The organism is Streptomyces sp. CNQ329 (assembly GCF_000482585.1).
In genome coordinates this window covers 65220-80801 of sequence record NZ_AXVU01000012.1, presented here as the reverse complement: position 1 = coordinate 80801, position 15582 = coordinate 65220, and the positions used below count along the sequence as shown (strand labels likewise).

Genomic DNA, 15582 nt, shown 5'->3' with positions numbered 1-15582 from the left:
CCCGGCCCCTACGCTCACGCCTCCCCGGTCGGCAGGTCCGCCCAGTCCGCCGACTCGCCCTTCGCCAGCTCGGCCGCCAGGTCCGCCGGGCTCAGCGCCGCGCGCAGGCGCGCCGTGATGCGGTCGGTGTCGGTGCGTTCGGCCGGGGGGAGGGGGGCCCCGGCGGAGGCGCGCAGCGCGGCGGCCCTGCCGAGGAGGCGGGCGGCCCCGGTGGCGTCGCCGGCCAGGGACTCCGCGCCCGCCAGGCCCTCCAGGGCCAGGGCGACGGCGCGGGGGTCGCCGGTGGGGCGGGCGAAGGACAGGCCCTCGCGGTGGTGGGCGCGGGCCTGCTCCGGGTCCCCGGCCAGCTCCGCGAGGAAGCCCAGTTCGGCGAGGATCAGGGCGGTGCCCACGTCCGACTCGATCGTGCGGTCCCAGTCCAGCCAGCGCCGCAGATGCGCCTCCGCCTCCCGCAGGCGGCCCTGCCGGCGGGCGCCCATCGCCAGGCCGATACCCGCGAACTCCTCGCCCACCACGTAGCCCTGCTCGGCGGCCAGCCGCGCGGCGCGCCCGTGGAGTTCGTCGGCCCGTGCGGCGTCGCCCGTGAGCAGCGCGACGCGGCCGAGCATCGACAGCTTGTCCGACACCTCCGACCACAGCCCCAGGTCCTCGGCCATCCGCAGGCCCTCGCGGTGCAGCCGGGCGGCCCGCGCATAGTCGCCGGTGATCTCCGCGTACGTGCCGAGGGCGTACGTCGCGTGCAACTGGCCCCAGCGGTCGCCGAGCCCGGCGAAGAGCGCCATGCTCCGCCGGCCGTACTCCGCGAGCGCGGGCAGGTCGCCGCGGAGCACCGCCTGCCGGGCGAGGGTGCCGGACACCGCGGCGGTGCCCCACTGGTCGCCGAGCGCGCGGAAGACCTCCTCGGCGCGGCCCAGCGGGTCGTCGTCGCCGGGCAGCGGGCCGAGGCCGAGCCGGGTGAGGCCGAGGAAGGCGTCCGCGCGGGCTCCGGCGGCCAGTTCGGCGAGGGCGGCGGGCGGCGGCGGGCGGACCGCGGGCAGGTCGTCGGCGGTGAGGGGCTCGCCGAGGCGGAGGGTCATGGCGGCGCGCCAGGTCAGGGCGGCGGTACGGGCCGCCGAGAGGTCCCGGCCGGGAGCAGGTGCCCCCTTCCCGGCTGCGGCTGCGGCTGGGGCTGCGGCACGGGCTTCCGCATCGGTTTCGGCACCGGCCGCGGGGGGCCGTGCCGGGGGTGCGGCCAGGGCCGTGGTGAGGAAGCGGCGGCCCTCGCCGAGCCGGCCGCGCAGCACCCAGTACCACGCCAGGTCGTTGGCCAGGCCCAGCGCCGCCGCCGCGGCACCGGACCGTACCGCGTCCTCCAGCGCCGCGCGCATGTTGGCGGACTCGGCGTCGAGCCGCAGCAGCCACTGGCGCTGGGCGGGGCCGCGCAACTGCGGCTCGGCCTCGGCGGCCAGGGCCGCGTAGTACGCGGTGTGGCGGCGGCGTACGGAGGCGAACTCCCCGGCCTCGCAGAGCTGTTCGTGGCCGTAGGCGGCGACGGACTCCAGCAGGTGGTAGCGCGCGGGGACCACCCCGTCGCCCGGAGCGGTCATGACCAGGGAGCGGTCGACGAGGCGGGCGAGGAGACCGAGCACCTCGCCCTCTTCGATACCGTCGCCCGCGCAGACCGCCTCGGCGGCGCGCAGTGTGCAGCCGTCCGCGTGGAGCGAGAGGCGGCGGAGCACGGCCTGTTCGGGGGCGGTCAGCAGCTCCCAGCTCCAGTCGAGCATCGCGCGCAGGGTGCGCTGCCGGGCGGGCGCATCGCGCGGGCCCGCGGACAGCAGCCGGAACCGGTCGTCGAGGCGGGCGGCCAGCTCGTGGACGCCGAGGGCCCGTACGCGGGTGGCGGCCAGCTCCAGGGCGAGGGGGATGCCGTCGAGGCGGCGGCAGACGGTCGCGACGGCGGCGGCGTTGGAGGCGTCGAGGGCGAAGCCGGGCGCGGCGGCGGCCGCGCGTTCGGTGAAGAGCCGCACGGCACCGGAGACACGGAGGGCGGCGAGGCCGGGGGCGGCCGGGGCGGCGGTGCCGTATGCGGTGGAGGCGGCGGCCGGACCGGGGGCCGGGTGGGCGGCGCCCCGTGCGCCGGCCGCGGTCGTCGTGTCCGGGGCCGGGCGCACCGCCGCCGGCGCGGCTGCCACCGGCGGCGGGACGTCCAGCGGCGTCACCGGCCACAGGCGTTCGCCGCCGACGCCGAGCGGCTCCTGCCCCGTCGCCAGGAGATGCACGCCCGGCGCGGCGGCCAGGAGCCGGGCCGCGAGGGCCGCGACCGCGTCCACGACGTGCTCGCAGTTGTCGAGGACCAGCAGCGTCCGCTTCGTCCGCAGGGCTTCCGCCAGCCGCTCGGCCGGGGCGGCACCGCCGGTACCGGTCAGCAGACCGCCGCCGGCGGTCTCATCCCGTAGCCCCAGCGCCGCGGCCACGACCTCCGCCGCCTCGTCGGCGCCCGGGGCGGCGCCGGCGCCGGTGTCCGGGGGCGCCGCGGCGGGCCGCGGCGGTGCGAGCGCCGACAGCTCCACCAGCCACACCCCGTCCGGGAACGCCCCCGCCGGCCCGCGGGCCGTCTCCAGCGCCAGCCGGGTCTTGCCCACCCCGCCGGGCCCGGTCAGCGTCACCAGCCGGCCCGTGGCCAGCAGCTCCCGTACCGCCGTCACCGACTCGTCGCGGCCGATCAGCTCACCGTGCGGCGCCGGGAGGTTGCCCCGTACCGCCGCCCCTTCCCGCTCCGGCGCGCCGAGCGCCGGGTCCTGCTCCAGGATCGACCGGTGGAGCGCGACCAGCTCCGGGCCCGGGTCCAGGCCCAGCTCCTCCGCGAGCTGCACGCGCAGCCGGCCGTAGCTCGCCAGCGCCTCGCTCTGCCGGCCGGCGCGGTACAGCGCGCGCAACTGGGCGGCGCGCAGCCGCTCGCGCAGCGGGTGACGGGCGACGAGGTCGCCCAGCTCGTCGGCGAGGAGCGCGTGCTCGCCGAGAGCGAGCCGGGCCTCCGCCTGCTCCTCCAGCGCCGTCAGCCGCAGTTCGCCGAGCCGCGCGATCTCCGCCTGCGCGAACTCCTCGTCGGCGAAGTCGGCCAGCACCTCGCCGCGCCACAGCGCCAGCGCGTCCGCGAGCATCGCCGCGCGCGCCCCCGGGCCGTCGGCTCGGCGGGCGGCGGCCGTCAGGGCGGCGAAGCGGCCGGTGTCCGTGGCCTCCGGCCCGGCGTCCAGCAGATAGCCGGGCGGGCGGGAGACGACGAGCGCGCGGGCGCCGGGCTCGGCGTCCTCCAGCGCGCGGCGCAGTTGGGAGACGCGGGTCTGCAGTGCCCCCGCGGGGTTCGCGGGCGGGGCGTCGCCCCACAGATCGTGCACGAGCCGGTCGGCGGGCACCACGCGGCCCGCGTGGATCAGCAGGTCGGCCAGGAGGCTGCGGACCTTCACCTCCGGTACGCGGACAGCCCGGCCGCCGGCCGTCCACACCGCCAGCGGACCGAGCACCCCGAAGCGCATGCGTTCACGGTAACCCAGCCCGCCGACACCGCCCCGAGCCGTGGTTTCCGCCTGCCCGCAGCGGCCCTGAAGCGGATCGAAAGCGGATCCGAAGGAGACCTGGAGTGCTCTGCCGGACGGTGGTTCCCGTCGTCACCGCGAGCGGGAGGAGGCCCGGGATGAGTGCAGACGCGGCGCTGCGGCTGACCGTCCTCGGCGGTCTCGGGCCCGGCCCCGCGGCGGGCGCCGAGGCCCGGCGGCTCGCCGGGCTCGCGGGGCGGCGGGCCCGGCTGGAGGTCGACCTCATCGACCTCGCGGCGGCGTGCCTGCCGGAGCCGTGTCCCGGCGTGCTGCCCTGCGGCGCACCGGAGCCGCCCGCCGTGCGCGAGCTGCGGCCGTGGCTGGACGCGGCCGACGGATTCGTCGTCGTGGCCCCGGCCGGCGCCCGGCCGCATCCCGCCGGACCGCTCCAGCGCGCGCTGGTGTGGTGCGCCGGGGCCTTCAAGGCGCGGCCGGTGGCGCTGCACGTACGCGCGGGGGAGGAGACCGCCCGCGCCTTGCGCGCCGACCTCGCCGAGGCGCACGCGCTGATCGTCCACGAGACCGACTGTCCCGACGACGCGCTGGACGAACTCATCTGGTGGGCCCGCGCACTGCGCACCGCCCGCGCCCACACGCCGTACCCCTTCTGATCACGACCGTCCCCGAACCCCGAAACGAGAAGAAACATGTCCGCAATCGCCCCGGAGGACGGCGCGCTGCGCGCCGGCCCCAGGCAGTGGCTCGGCCTCGCGGTGCTGCTCGCGCCGACGATCCTGCTGTTCGTCACGATGACCGTGCTGTTCCTCGCCACCCCCGACATCGCCGCCGACCTCGAACCCAGCAGCGGCCAACTGCTCTGGATCAACGACATCTACGGCTTCATGATGGCCGGCCTGCTCGTCGCCATGGGCACCCTCGGCGACCGCGTCGGCCGCCGCCGCATCCTGCTCTTCGGCGCCGCCGCCTTCGGCGCGGCGTCGGCGGCGGCGGCGTTCGCGCCGGGCGCGGAGGCGCTGATCGCGGCGCGCGCGGTGATGGGCATCGGCGCGGCGGCGGTGATGCCGTCGACGCTGTCGCTGATCAGCACCATGTTCCGGGACGCCGGGCAGCGGGCCACCGCCATCGGGCTGTGGGCGGCCTCGGTGTCCGTCGGCGTGGCCGTCGGCCCGCTGGTCGGCGGACTGCTGCTGGAGAACTTCTGGTGGGGCGCCGCGCTGCTGGCGGGCGCGCCGGTGATGGCGCTGGTGTTGCTCGCGGCGCCGATCCTGGTGCCCGAGTACCGGGCGCCGCAGCCGGGCCGGCTCGACCTGCCGAGCGTGGCGCTGTCGGTGGTCACGGTCCTTCCCGTCGTCTACGGCGTGAAGGAGATGGCGGCGCACGGCGTCACCGCCACCGCGATCGCCGCCCTCGTGCTCGGCGTCGCGCTGTCGGCCGTCTTCGTCCGGCGGCAGCTCCGGCTGACCGACCCCCTGCTCGACATGCGGCTGTTCGGCGACCGCACCTTCAGCGGTTCCCTGGGGGTCTTCCTCCTCAGCGCGGTCGCGCTGGGCGGCGTGTACCTGCTCTTCACGCAGTACCTGCAGCTCGTCGAGGGGCTGACGCCGCTGGAAGCGGGGCTGTGGATCCTTCCGGCGGCGGTGCTGCTGGTGATCGTCTCGATGCTCTCGCCGGTGATCGCCCGCAGGGTGCGCCCGGGGTACGTCGTGGCGGCGGGCAGCGTGCTGTCGGCGGCGGGATACGTGGTGCTCACCCAGGTCGACAGCGTGGGCGGCCTGCCGATGCTGATCACCGGCTTCTCCCTGCTCTACCCGGGCATCGCGCCGGTGATGGCGCTGGCCACGAACCTCGTCATCGGCTCCGCCCCGCCGGAGAAGGCGGGCGCCGCGTCGGCGGTCAACAGCACGGCCAGCGATCTCGGCGTGGCCCTCGGCATCGCCCTGCTGGGCAGCGTCGGCACCGCCGTCTACCGCGGCGACATGGCGGACTCCGTCCCCGCCGGCGTACCCGAGGGCGCGGACGCCGCCGCCCGCGACACCCTGCCGGGTGCGCTGACCGCCGCCGAGGACCTCCCTGCGGCGCTCGGGGACGCGGTACTGACCCAGGCGAAGGCGGCGTTCGCGAGCGGCCTGAACCTGGCGGCGGCGGTCGCGGCGGCGCTGGCGGTCGCCGCGGCGGTCCTCTCGGTGACCCTGCTGCGCCGCGTCCCCGCCGCGGGCACCCCGCAGCCGGAGCCGGCGACACCCGGGACACCGCCCGCGGGGGACGGAACCCCGGTGCCGGCGAAGGCCGGACGCTGAGGCCCGTACGCCGCCCGGGACGGCCGGCGTGCGGAGCGGAAGAGAGCCGCGCGGCGGGGCGGCCGAGCCCGCGCCGCGCGGCGCCCGCCGTCGCGCGGCGGGGTACACCGCCGCCGGACGGCTGAAGGCGATGGCCGGGGACGGGACCGCCACCGCCTCCCCCGCCCGTGGCCGCGTCGCCGGCCGCCTCAGGAGCCCAGGTGGCGGCGCAGGCCGGAGATGCGGTTGCTGGTGATGGCGTCCACGCCCATGGCCGTCAGGCGGCGCCAGTTGCGCGGCCAGTCGACCGTCCAGCACGACACCCGGTAGCCCGCCGCGTGGTCCTCACGGACCGTCGCCTCGTCGAGGAGACCGAAGCGGTAGTTGAGCCACTGCGGGCGCAGCCGCCTGAGCAGGCCCGTGCGATAGGGGACGGGGGAGGAGCAGGTCAGCGCTATCTCCGCGTCGGGGTCCGCGGCACGGATGGTGAGGAGGGCGGCCGTGCCGCCGCAGTAGTAGGTGCGCGACGCCGCGTCGCTCTCCAGCACCTCGGCGATCGTGGGCTCCGCCGCCGCGGGGTCCGGGAGGTCGATGAACGAGCGGACACCCGGGCTGTCCGCCATGACCTTCAGCGCCTCGCGCAGCGTCGGGATGCCGCCCTCGGAGCGCTCCTCGACCTCCGCGTACGTCAGCGACGCCAGGGTCACCTCCTGCCCCCACAGCCGCTGCAGCGTGCGGTCGTGCAGCAGCACCGGCACGCCGTCCCGCGTCAGCCGCACGTCGAACTCCACCGCGTCCGCGCCCGCCGCCACCGCCGAGCGCAGCGAGCCGATGGTGTTCTCGCGGACGACGTACGGATCGCCGCGGTGGGCGACGGCCAGCACAGCGGGCGCGGCGCGCGTCACGGGGCGGGCGGGGTCGCGGGCAGGGGGGTGCCGCCGGCGGGGGCGGTCGCGGGCCAGGCCGCGACGTACGCGTCGATCTCCGCGGTCAGCGCCGCCTTCGCGGCCGGCTCCATGAACGACGCCGTGACCGAGTTCTTCGCCAGGGCCGCCGTCCCCGCCTCGTCGAGGCCGAGGAGGCGGGCGGCCACCGCGTACTCCGTGTTGAGGTCCGTACCGAACATGGGCGGGTCGTCACTGCCGAGGGCGACGAGGACGCCCGCGTCCACGATCTGCCGCAGCGGGTGCTCGTCCAGCGAAGGGACCGCCCTCGTCGCGACGTTGGAGGTCGGGCAGACCTCCAGCGCGATGCCCGCCTGCGCGAGGTGCGCCAGCAGCTTCGGGTCCTGCGCCGCGCTCGTGCCGTGCCCTATGCGCTCGGCGCCCAGCTCGGTGACCGCGTCCCAGACCGTCTGCGGCCCGGTCGTCTCGCCGGCGTGCGGGACACTGCGCAGCCCGGCGGCTATCGCGCGGTCGAAGTAGGGCTTGAACTGCCCGCGCGGCACGCCGATCTCCGGGCCTCCGAGGCCGAAGGCCACGAGCCCCTCGCAGCCGATGTCGACGGCGATCCGCGTGGTCTCCTCGGCCGCCGCCAGCCCGGCCTCGCCGGGGATGTCGAAGCACCAGCGCAGCACGACGCCCAGCTCGGACTCGGCGCTGCGCCGGGCGTCCTCCAGGGCGTCGAGGAAGGCGCGCTCGGGGATGCCGCGGCTCGTGGAGCTGTACGGCGTGACGGTCAGCTCCGCGTAGCGGATGTTCTGCCGGGCCATGTCGCGGGCGATCTCGTACGTCAGCAGGCGCACGTCCGCGGGGTCGCGGACGAGGTCCACGACCGAGAGGTAGATCTCGATGAAGTGGGCGAAGTCGCGGAAGGTGAAGAAGTCGGCGAGCGCGGCGGCGTCGGCGGGCACCGTGGAGTCCGGGTGCCGCGCGGCGAGTTCGGCGACGATCCGGGGCGACGCGGAGCCGACGTGGTGGACGTGGAGCTCGGCCTTCGGCAGACCGGCGATGAAGGAGTCGAGATCGGCCATCGCATCATCGTAGGCCAACGGACTGACGGGGCCGCCCCCGCTCCGTAGCATGTGCGCACGCGCGGGCGCGCGGCGCGAGGGCAGCGGAGGGAGCGGATATGGCGGCGAGCAGTCCACCGGCGCCGGCCGCCGCCGGGACACGGCGGGGGCCGGCCGGTCCGGGCACGAAGGCGATGGTGTGCGGCATCGTCGGCGTCACCCTCCTGCCCACCGTCTACGGCGTGGTCCTCTCGGTGCTGCTCGGCCCGGCGGCGCTGGCGCTCGGCCTGGTCGCGCGCAGCCGCGCACGGCGCGACGGGGTCGGCGCGGGGCGCAACGCGGTCATCGGCATCGCGACGGGCGCGGTGGCGTTCGCCGGCGCGGCGGCGGTCATCGTGCTGACCCTCGCGGGCGTGATCTTCTCCGGGGACGACGAGGAGGAGAAGCCCGCGGACCGCGAGGAGGGGACGAGCGTGCAGGTCATGGAGGACCGGTCGGGGACGCTGCCGTGGCCGCCCGGCGGCACGGGGTGAGCAGCCCCGGCCCAGGACCGACGGCTCGTACAGTTGAGCGCATGGACACGGACCGGCGGGACGACGCGGCCGGGCGGGGCGCGCTTCGCGTGGAAGAGGACCGGGAGGCCGGGGACCCCGCCCACCCGGTGCCCGCCGGGGCGGAGGCCGGCACGGCGGCCGGCGGGGACCGGGATGCGGACACGCGCGCGGATGCGGAAGCCGGCGTCTCCGCGGGCGCCGGCGCGGGCCGGGAAACGGGGGCGGTGAACGAGCCGGCTTCCGTTTCCGCGGACCCCGTTCCCGCCGGGCCCGCCGCACCCGCGGATCCCGGGGCGGCCCCCGACGCCGCCTTCGTGTCCCCGCCCGACGGCGGTCCGCCCGTTCCCCTCGCGCCCGGCTGGCAGCGCCCGCAGCCCGGGGCCGGCCCCGGCCCGTACGGCCCGAAGCCCTTCCTCCCCGGCCCTTACACCTGGGTGCCGCCCGAGGGGCCGCGCAGCGGCTCCGGCATCGCGGCGATGATCCTCGGCGTCATCGGCGCCGTGCTCGCGTTCACGCTCCTCCTCAGCCCTCTCGCCGTCATCCTCGGCGGCCTCGCCATCGGCTTCGGCATCGTCACCCTCCGCCGTGTGCGGCGCGGCGAGGCGCGCAACAGGGGCTCCGGGCTCGCGGGGATCTGGCTCGGCGCCGTCGCGACCGTCGTCGGCATCGGCATGAGCATCCTGCTGGTCGTCCTCGCGGTCGACCTCTTCGCCCCCGTCTCGCCCGAGACGGACAACGCGGTCGAGGCCGGCCGGACCATCGGGTACGAGGACGGCCTCGACGTGACCCTCGACGCCGAGCGCGTGCGGGGCGGCCTGCTGGAGGTACGGGTCCGGGTCGACAACCGCACCGGTGAGCTGGCGACGCTGGCGAACAGCGAGGTCAGCGCATACCCGCTCGGCTCCGACGGCGGGAACCTGGAGCAGGAGAGCGGCCACGGGCTGCCGCTGACCCTCGCCGAGGACCGCGTCGCGGTCGCCGTGTACCGCTTCGTGCTGGACGACGCGCCGGGCGAGCTCGAGTTCGAGGTGTCACCGGGCGGGCCGTACGAGTACGCGTACTGGTGGACGGACCTCGACGGCCCCGGCCGCGGCCGGCCCGCCTGACGCACCCCGGCGCCTGCCGCGGCGTACACGGCGGCGCACCCCGCGGACGGCCCGGACGCTACGGGCGGCGCGGCCGGCGGAGGCGGTCCGGCCGGGCCGCCACGACACGTGCCGCGGCGTACACGGCGAGCCGGGCGGCCCCGTACCAGCAGCCCGCGAGCAGCACCCCCGCCAGGCACCAACCCGCCACCACGTCCAGCGGCCAGTGGTACTCCCGCCACACCAGCCCCGCCCCCGTTCCCGCCACCGCCGCCCCCGCCGCGCCGACCAGCAGCCGCCGGGCGGCGCGGGAGCGGAGCAGCGGCAGCAGGAGCAGCGCGGCGGCGCCGTAGGCGACCGCGGCGGTGGTGGAGTGGCCGGAGGGGAAGAATCCGGCGTAGTCGTCGGCGAGCGGGCCCTTCGGACCCGGCCGGGCCTGCGCGGACTTCAGCGGCAGGACGACGGCGGGCAGGACGGCGAACGCGGCGGCGCCGGCGAGCAGCGGCACCCGGGCGGCGGCGGGGACGCGGCGCAGGAGGCGGTGCGGGAGACGGAGGAGTCCGTGCGTGCCGCGGTGTACGGGAGCGGTCGCGGTCCGTGCCCCGCTGGCGGGCGGCGCCCCGGCGCGTACCGGCGTACGCCACACCGCGTACAGCATCGCCGCCACCAGCACCGGCAGCGCCACGACCACCCCGCCCAGATCGGCCAGCAGCTCCGCACCCGGCGGGGCGTGCCGCGCCAGCGCGGGGCCGGTGCGCTCGTCCAGCTCGCGCACCGGCCCGTCCACCGCGACCTGCCAGGCGAGCACCCCGTACAGCACGGCGCAGCCGAGGAGTGCCCACACCGCGACGGTCCAGCGCCGCGGCGCGGGCTCCGGTGCCCGCCGCGCACCCCGCACCGCCTGCCGGCGCGGGGTGCGCCGTGCCCGTACCGCCTGCCTCACGCGTTCCGCGAGAGCGCCCCTTCCAGAATGTCCAGCCCCTCGGCCAGCAGATCCTCGCCGATCACCAGCGGCGGCAGGAAGCGCATCACGTTCCCGTACGTCCCGGTGGTCAGCACCAACAGCCCTTCCGCGTGGCACGCCTTGGCCAGCGCCGCCGTGAGCTGCGGGTCGGGGTCCTTCGTCCCCGGCTTGACCAGCTCGATGGCCAGCATCGCACCCCGCCCGCGCACCTCGCCGATGGCGTCGTGCTTCTCCTTGAGCGCGGTCAGCCGGCCCTTCATGATCTCCTCGATGCGCCGGGCCCTGGCGTTCAGGTCGAGCTCGCGCATCGTCTCGATGGCGCCGAGCGCGGCGGCGCACGCCACCGGGTTGCCGCCGTAGGTGCCGCCGAGGCCGCCGACGTGCGGGGCGTCCATGATCTCCGCGCGGCCGGTGACCGCGGCGAGGGGCAGCCCGCCGGCGATGCCCTTGGCGGTGGTGACGAGGTCGGGGACGATGCCCTCCTCCTCGCAGGCGAACCAGCGGCCCGTACGGCAGAAGCCGGACTGGATCTCGTCCGCGACGAAGACGATGCCGTTGTCCTTCGCGAACTGCGCGATCCGCGGCAGGAAGCCCGGCGCCGGCACGATGAAGCCGCCCTCGCCGAGGATCGGCTCGATGACGATCGCCGCCACGTTCTCCGCGCCGACCTGCTTGCTGATCATGTCGACGGCCTGCGCGGCCGCCTCCTCGGCGCAGTTCTCGGGGCCGGTCAGCCAGCGGTAGGGGTAGGCGACGGGCACGCGGTAGATCTCCGGCGCGAAGGGGCCGAAGCCGTGCTTGTACGGCATGTCCTTGGCGGTGAGCGCCATGGTGAGGTTCGTCCGCCCGTGGTAGCCGTGGTCGAAGACGACGACGGCCTGGCGGCCGGTGTACGACCGGGCGATCTTGACGGCGTTCTCCACGGCCTCGGCGCCGGAGTTGAAGAGCGCCGACTTCTTGGCGTGGTCCCCCGGGGTCAGCTCGGCGAGCTGCTCGCAGACCTCCACGTAGCCCTCGTACGGCGTGACCATCATGCAGGTGTGCGTGAAGTCGGCCAACTGCGCGGAGGCGCGGCGGACGACGGCCTCGGCGCTGTTGCCGACGGACGTGACGGCGATGCCGGCGCCGAAATCGATGAGCCGGTTGCCGTCGACGTCCTCGACGACGCCGCCGGAGGCACGGGCGGCGAAGACGGGCATCACCGTGCCCACGCCCTGCGCCACGGCGCCGTGCTTGCGCGCCATCAGCTCCTCGGACTTCGGCCCCGGGATCGGGGTGACAAGCCGCCGCTCCTGGGGGAGCGCGGCGCCTGCGGTGGCGGAAGCGCTGGTCATGGGGGATCTCCTCCGGGTCCGGACGACGATGTTCTCCCTCGCAGGCTAGGGCCGGGCACCGGGCGGGGGCATGCTCCGCGGGGGAGCGGTGTGCCGTGTCGCTTTGTCCACGGTGGACAGGGAGCGGGTGAGCTGGGCAAACACGGGGATCGTACGGCGAGGGCGGCGCGGGCGTACGGCGGAGCGGGGGCGGGCGTACGGCGCGGGGCGGGCCTCGCGCGGGCCCCGCCCCGCCCCGGTACGGGCCGGGCTCCGGGCCCGTGGGGACGCCCACCCGGCCCCCGTACGGGCGCCTACGCCCCCCGGAAGCGGAGCGACCTCAGCTTCTCCGGGTTGCGCTGCACGTCGATCGCTGTGATCCGCCCCCCGCCCACGGTGAACGAGGCCACCGACACCTCGCCCCCCGGCGTGTAGAACACCAGCCCGGCGGCCCCGTTGACGGTGGCCACGTGCATCGTGCCGGGCGGCATCGGCCCGCGGCCGAACGCGATCAGCCCGCGCGCCACCCGCTCCGCGCCCCGCACCACACCGGGCAGCGACGACACCAGCCCGCCCCCGTCCCCGCGCCATGCCACCTCCGGATCGAGCAGCCGTACCAGCCCCTCCAGGTCGCCCTCCCGGCACGCGGCGGCGAACGACCGCACCAGCCGCGACTGCTCCGCCCGCGGAGCGGGCGAGTGCGGACGGCTCTGCTCGATCTGCCGCCGCGCCCGGGAGGCCAGTTGGCGCACGGCGGCGGGGGAGCGGCCGACGACCTCGGCGACCTCGCCGAAGGGCATGCCGAAGACGTCGTGGAGGAGGAAGGCGGTGCGCTGTGCGGGGGACAGTTCGTCCAGCACCACGAGCAGGGCCATGCTCACCGACTCGTCGAGCGTCACCTGCTCGGCCGGATCGGTCCCGACGCCCCCGGCCTGCTCCACCAGCGGCTCCGGCAGCCAGGTGCCCACGTACCGCTCGCGCCGGAAACGGGCGCTGCCGAGCGCGTCGAGCGCGAGCCGCCCGACGGTGGCGGTGAGCCAGCCGCGCAGATCGCGAATCGCACCGGGGTCGGGCACCCGGCGCAGCCGCAGCCAGGACTCCTGCACACAGTCCTCGGCCTCGGCGAGGGAGCCGGTGGTGGAGTACGCCACCCGCAGCAGCCGGGGCCGCTCGTCCTCGAACGCCTGGGCGAGATTGTCGTGATGCGGCATGCTCATCGCCTCCTTCGCGAGGTGGCCTGGGCGGTCGACGGGCGGGGGTGCGGAAGTGAGGATTCCCATGCTCTGAGGACGACACACCGGGCGGATGTGTGACCGCGGGGGGCGCGCGTGAGCGCACGGGGAACGGTTGACGCGTCCCCCGGACGGGCACCGGGTCGGTGGGCGGCACGCGCTAAGTTGGGCGGGACGGCGCGGAGTTGCCGCCCGGCCCCGGACGGGGCACAGGAACGCAAGGCCGGGGCCGGCACCGGGGACGGGACCGGGCCCCGAGGAAGGAAAGAGCGCAACATGGGCGAGGACGGCCGGTTCGGGCCGCGGAATTCGGGACCGGAGCACGGGGATCGGCCCCGTCGTCCCGCGTGGCCCGCGCAGCCGCCCATCGGCCCCGCGGTGCCGTCGCAGTCGCGGGGAGGGAGAACGGAGACGCGGCCCGGAGCCGTGGCGGGTGGCGGGGCCGGGGCGTGGGAGAACCCGTTCGTCCAGTGGATGCGCACGCCGCGGCCGGAGGTCGAGCCGGGGATCTGGCGGTACGGGCACGTACCCCGGCCGCCCGAAGACCCGGACCGGGCCTCCGACCGGCAACTGCTCGGCGGTGCCGCGCTTGCGCTGCTCAGCGGGTTGATCGTGTGGTCGCTGTGCTGGAACGGAGTCATCGAATTCTGGCTGTGGCCGTTCGACTGGATCACTCTGGACGCCTGGCGGGGGTCCCGTCCGATGGTCCTCGCGGGATACATCTATTACGGGCTGTTCCTCACGCTGCTCGGATATGTCTTCGGCCGCCTCGGCCGGTGGCGCGAGGTGTGGACACGCTTCCTGCAGCCCGTCCTCAGCTCACCGCAGCCCGACGGGGACCCGGAGGACGCCGAGGCGGAAGATCCCGTGGCGTGGCCCGAGTTGCGGGCTGCCGGGCTTGTGGGGGAGGCCGAGGTGCTGGGTGGGGCCGCGCGGGCCGGGGGGATGAACGACGTCGATCTGGCGCGGATCACGCGGGCCTGGGAGTCCGTACGGGCCCGCCCCGAGCGGCTGCGCGCGTTCGCCGACTCCGTGCGCCGTGACGGGCCCGCCGCCTGCCCGCACCCTTCCGGGCTGCGGGACATCGGCCGGCGCGCGTACCTGCACGACCTCGTCACCGGCCAGGTCCGCATAGGCGCCGCCCCCGACGACAAGCGCAACCCGCACGTCTACCGCGGCGGCGGCGTCGCCCTCGACGCCGGGGTCCTCGGCACCGGGTTACTCGCCGTCGGCCCCGCCGGCAACGTGGTCGCCGACCGCGTCACCGGCCCCGTCGCCGAGCTGCTCTGCCTGCAGGCCCTCGCCGGCCGGGCCGCCGTCGTCGTCGCCGGGGCCGCCGGCGCGCCGCCCGGTGACGAGGACGCGTACGACGTCGTCATCCGCCTCGGTGATCCCTCCTCCCCCCACGACCTCGACCTCTATGGCGGCACCGCCGACCCCGACGAGGCCGCCGCCCTGCTCGCCGAGGCCCTGCTCGGGGGCGAGGAGGCCGACTGGGCGCACAGCCGGCCGGCCGTCACCGCCCTCGGTCAGCTCATCGGCGCCTACCAGACGGCGTACGGCTCCTTCCCCGGCGTCGCCGAGCTGCGCGGGCTCCTCGACGGCGACCGCGCCGCCCTCGCCGTCCTGCGGCGCGACTGCGCCGCCGTCGCGGCGGCCCCCGGCGGCCCCTCCGCCACCGACATCGGCATCGACTCCGACACCGGCACCGATATCGGCATCGACGCCGGCACCCACGCCGGCATCAACGCCGCGGACCGCGCCGCCGCCGCCCTCCGCGAGCTGGACGCCCGCGAGCGCCAGCTCTCCCGCCCCGGCGACGTCGGCGCCCTCCTCGCCGCCCGGCTCGCGGTGCTGGACCGCCCCGCCTTCGCGCGGTTCTTCGACACCCGTGGCCGCGGCCGCCAGTTCTCCATGCGCGCGCTGGAGCACCCGATGCGGGTACGGATCGTGCTGCCGGAGGGTACGCACGCCGAGGCGTCGCGCGTGCTGGCCCGGCTGCTCCTCGCCCAGTTCACCGCCGCCGTCCCGGCCCGCACCGACCGCTCCCTCTTCGCCGCCCTCGTCCTCGACGACGCCGCGCGCACCGCCAGTCCCGAGTCCGTACGGGCCATCGGCCGGCTGCGCGCCGCGCACGCCGGCGTGGTGCTCGGGCTGCACGGCATGGCCGACGTGGCGGAGCCGGTGCGGGGCCCGCTGCTGGCCGCGGTCGGCTGCCGGATGGTGCTGACCGGCGTCAGCACCTGGGACGGCCGGCACTTCGCGGACGCGTGGGGCGCGGAGTGGGTCGAGACGGAGGACGTCACGCATGTCCCGAAATCATCCGGCGGGCTGATCCGGCGGCTGGTCAGATGGGTACGGCAGGTCTTCACGGGTACGAAAGCCACGAGCCGCTCGGTGACGGTGCGCAGGGTGCAGCGGGAGCGCTGGTCGGCCTCGGAGCTGGCGAACACGCTCCCGCCCGGGCACGCGGTGCTCTCCGTGACGACCGTGGGCGGTGAGCGGACGCCTCCGGTGCTCGTCAACTTGCACCACTGAGGCACAATGGCCAAAGCCGTTCATACGGAGCGGCGTAAGACAGAGCGGCAGTCTGCAAGCGGTCGGAGACCTCCGCGAAGGGCGGAGGCGGTGTGGATCGTCGGACCCCGGCGGGGCAGTGCACCGGTCGTGGTCG

At 76.5% G+C, this 15582-nt stretch carries 11 protein-coding genes; 5 read left to right on the top strand and 6 right to left on the bottom strand.

Going from position 1 to position 15582, the window contains the following annotated elements; translation table 11 throughout:
• Positions 1 to 14 precede the first annotated feature (14 nt).
• Positions 15 to 3512 carry a BTAD domain-containing putative transcriptional regulator gene (locus I003_RS0110565; RefSeq protein ID WP_027771496.1) on the bottom strand — a complete coding sequence of 1166 codons (3498 nt, stop codon included), beginning with the start codon at positions 3510 to 3512 and terminating at the stop codon, positions 15 to 17.
• Positions 3513 to 3670: 158 nt separating this feature from the next.
• On the opposite strand from I003_RS0110565, the gene I003_RS0110560 reads away from it, so the two are divergent.
• Positions 3671 to 4183, top strand: coding sequence for an NAD(P)H-dependent oxidoreductase (locus tag I003_RS0110560; protein ID WP_027771495.1), 513 nt, complete (start codon positions 3671 to 3673; stop codon positions 4181 to 4183).
• A 36-nt stretch (positions 4184 to 4219) separates the two neighbouring features.
• The gene (locus I003_RS0110555) at positions 4220 to 5830 is read left to right on the top strand and encodes an MFS transporter (RefSeq protein ID WP_027771494.1); all 1611 of its coding nucleotides are present in this window, start codon (positions 4220 to 4222) and stop codon (positions 5828 to 5830) included.
• Positions 5831 to 6018: 188 nt separating this feature from the next.
• On the opposite strand, the gene I003_RS0110550 is transcribed toward I003_RS0110555, so the two are convergent.
• Both I003_RS0110550 and I003_RS0110545 read right to left on the bottom strand, forming a co-directional pair.
• Positions 6019 to 6771, bottom strand: coding sequence for a glycerophosphodiester phosphodiesterase (locus I003_RS0110550; protein ID WP_027771493.1), 753 nt, complete (start codon positions 6769 to 6771; stop codon positions 6019 to 6021).
• A complete protein-coding gene (locus I003_RS0110545) occupies positions 6711 to 7781 on the bottom strand; it encodes an adenosine deaminase (RefSeq protein ID WP_027771492.1) in 1071 nt (356 codons plus the stop codon). The genes I003_RS0110550 and I003_RS0110545 overlap by 61 nt, the downstream gene beginning before the upstream one ends.
• 98 nt (positions 7782 to 7879) lie before the next feature.
• Between I003_RS0110545 and I003_RS0110540 the strand changes: the two genes are divergently transcribed.
• Positions 7880 to 8293, top strand: a complete 414-nt coding sequence (locus I003_RS0110540) for a DUF4190 domain-containing protein (RefSeq protein WP_486584172.1) — start codon at positions 7880 to 7882, stop codon at positions 8291 to 8293.
• Between the two features lie 41 nt (positions 8294 to 8334).
• Positions 8335 to 9420 (top strand): DUF4190 domain-containing protein, encoded by a 1086-nt coding sequence (locus tag I003_RS0110535; RefSeq protein ID WP_027771490.1) that lies wholly within the window; start codon positions 8335 to 8337, stop codon positions 9418 to 9420.
• A gap of 58 nt (positions 9421 to 9478) precedes the next feature.
• Here the strand turns inward: I003_RS0110535 and I003_RS0110530 are convergent, their stop codons facing one another.
• The 3 genes from I003_RS0110530 to sigJ form a co-directional block, all read right to left on the bottom strand.
• The gene (locus I003_RS0110530) at positions 9479 to 10342 is read right to left on the bottom strand and encodes a phosphatase PAP2 family protein (protein WP_027771489.1); all 864 of its coding nucleotides are present in this window, start codon (positions 10340 to 10342) and stop codon (positions 9479 to 9481) included.
• Positions 10339 to 11697, bottom strand: a complete 1359-nt coding sequence (gene gabT, locus I003_RS0110525; protein ID WP_027771488.1) for a 4-aminobutyrate--2-oxoglutarate transaminase — start codon at positions 11695 to 11697, stop codon at positions 10339 to 10341. Before gabT ends, I003_RS0110530 begins: the two co-directional genes overlap by 4 nt.
• Before the next feature lie 293 nt (positions 11698 to 11990).
• Positions 11991 to 12887: an RNA polymerase sigma factor SigJ gene (sigJ, locus tag I003_RS0110520; RefSeq protein WP_027771487.1), complete on the bottom strand. Its 897-nt coding sequence runs from the start codon at positions 12885 to 12887 to the stop codon at positions 11991 to 11993.
• Positions 12888 to 13184: 297 nt separating this feature from the next.
• Between sigJ and I003_RS0110515 the strand changes: the two genes are divergently transcribed.
• Complete coding sequence (locus I003_RS0110515) at positions 13185 to 15446, top strand: hypothetical protein (protein WP_199784271.1); 2262 nt, start codon at positions 13185 to 13187, stop codon at positions 15444 to 15446.
• The last annotated feature ends 136 nt before the right edge of the window (positions 15447 to 15582 follow it).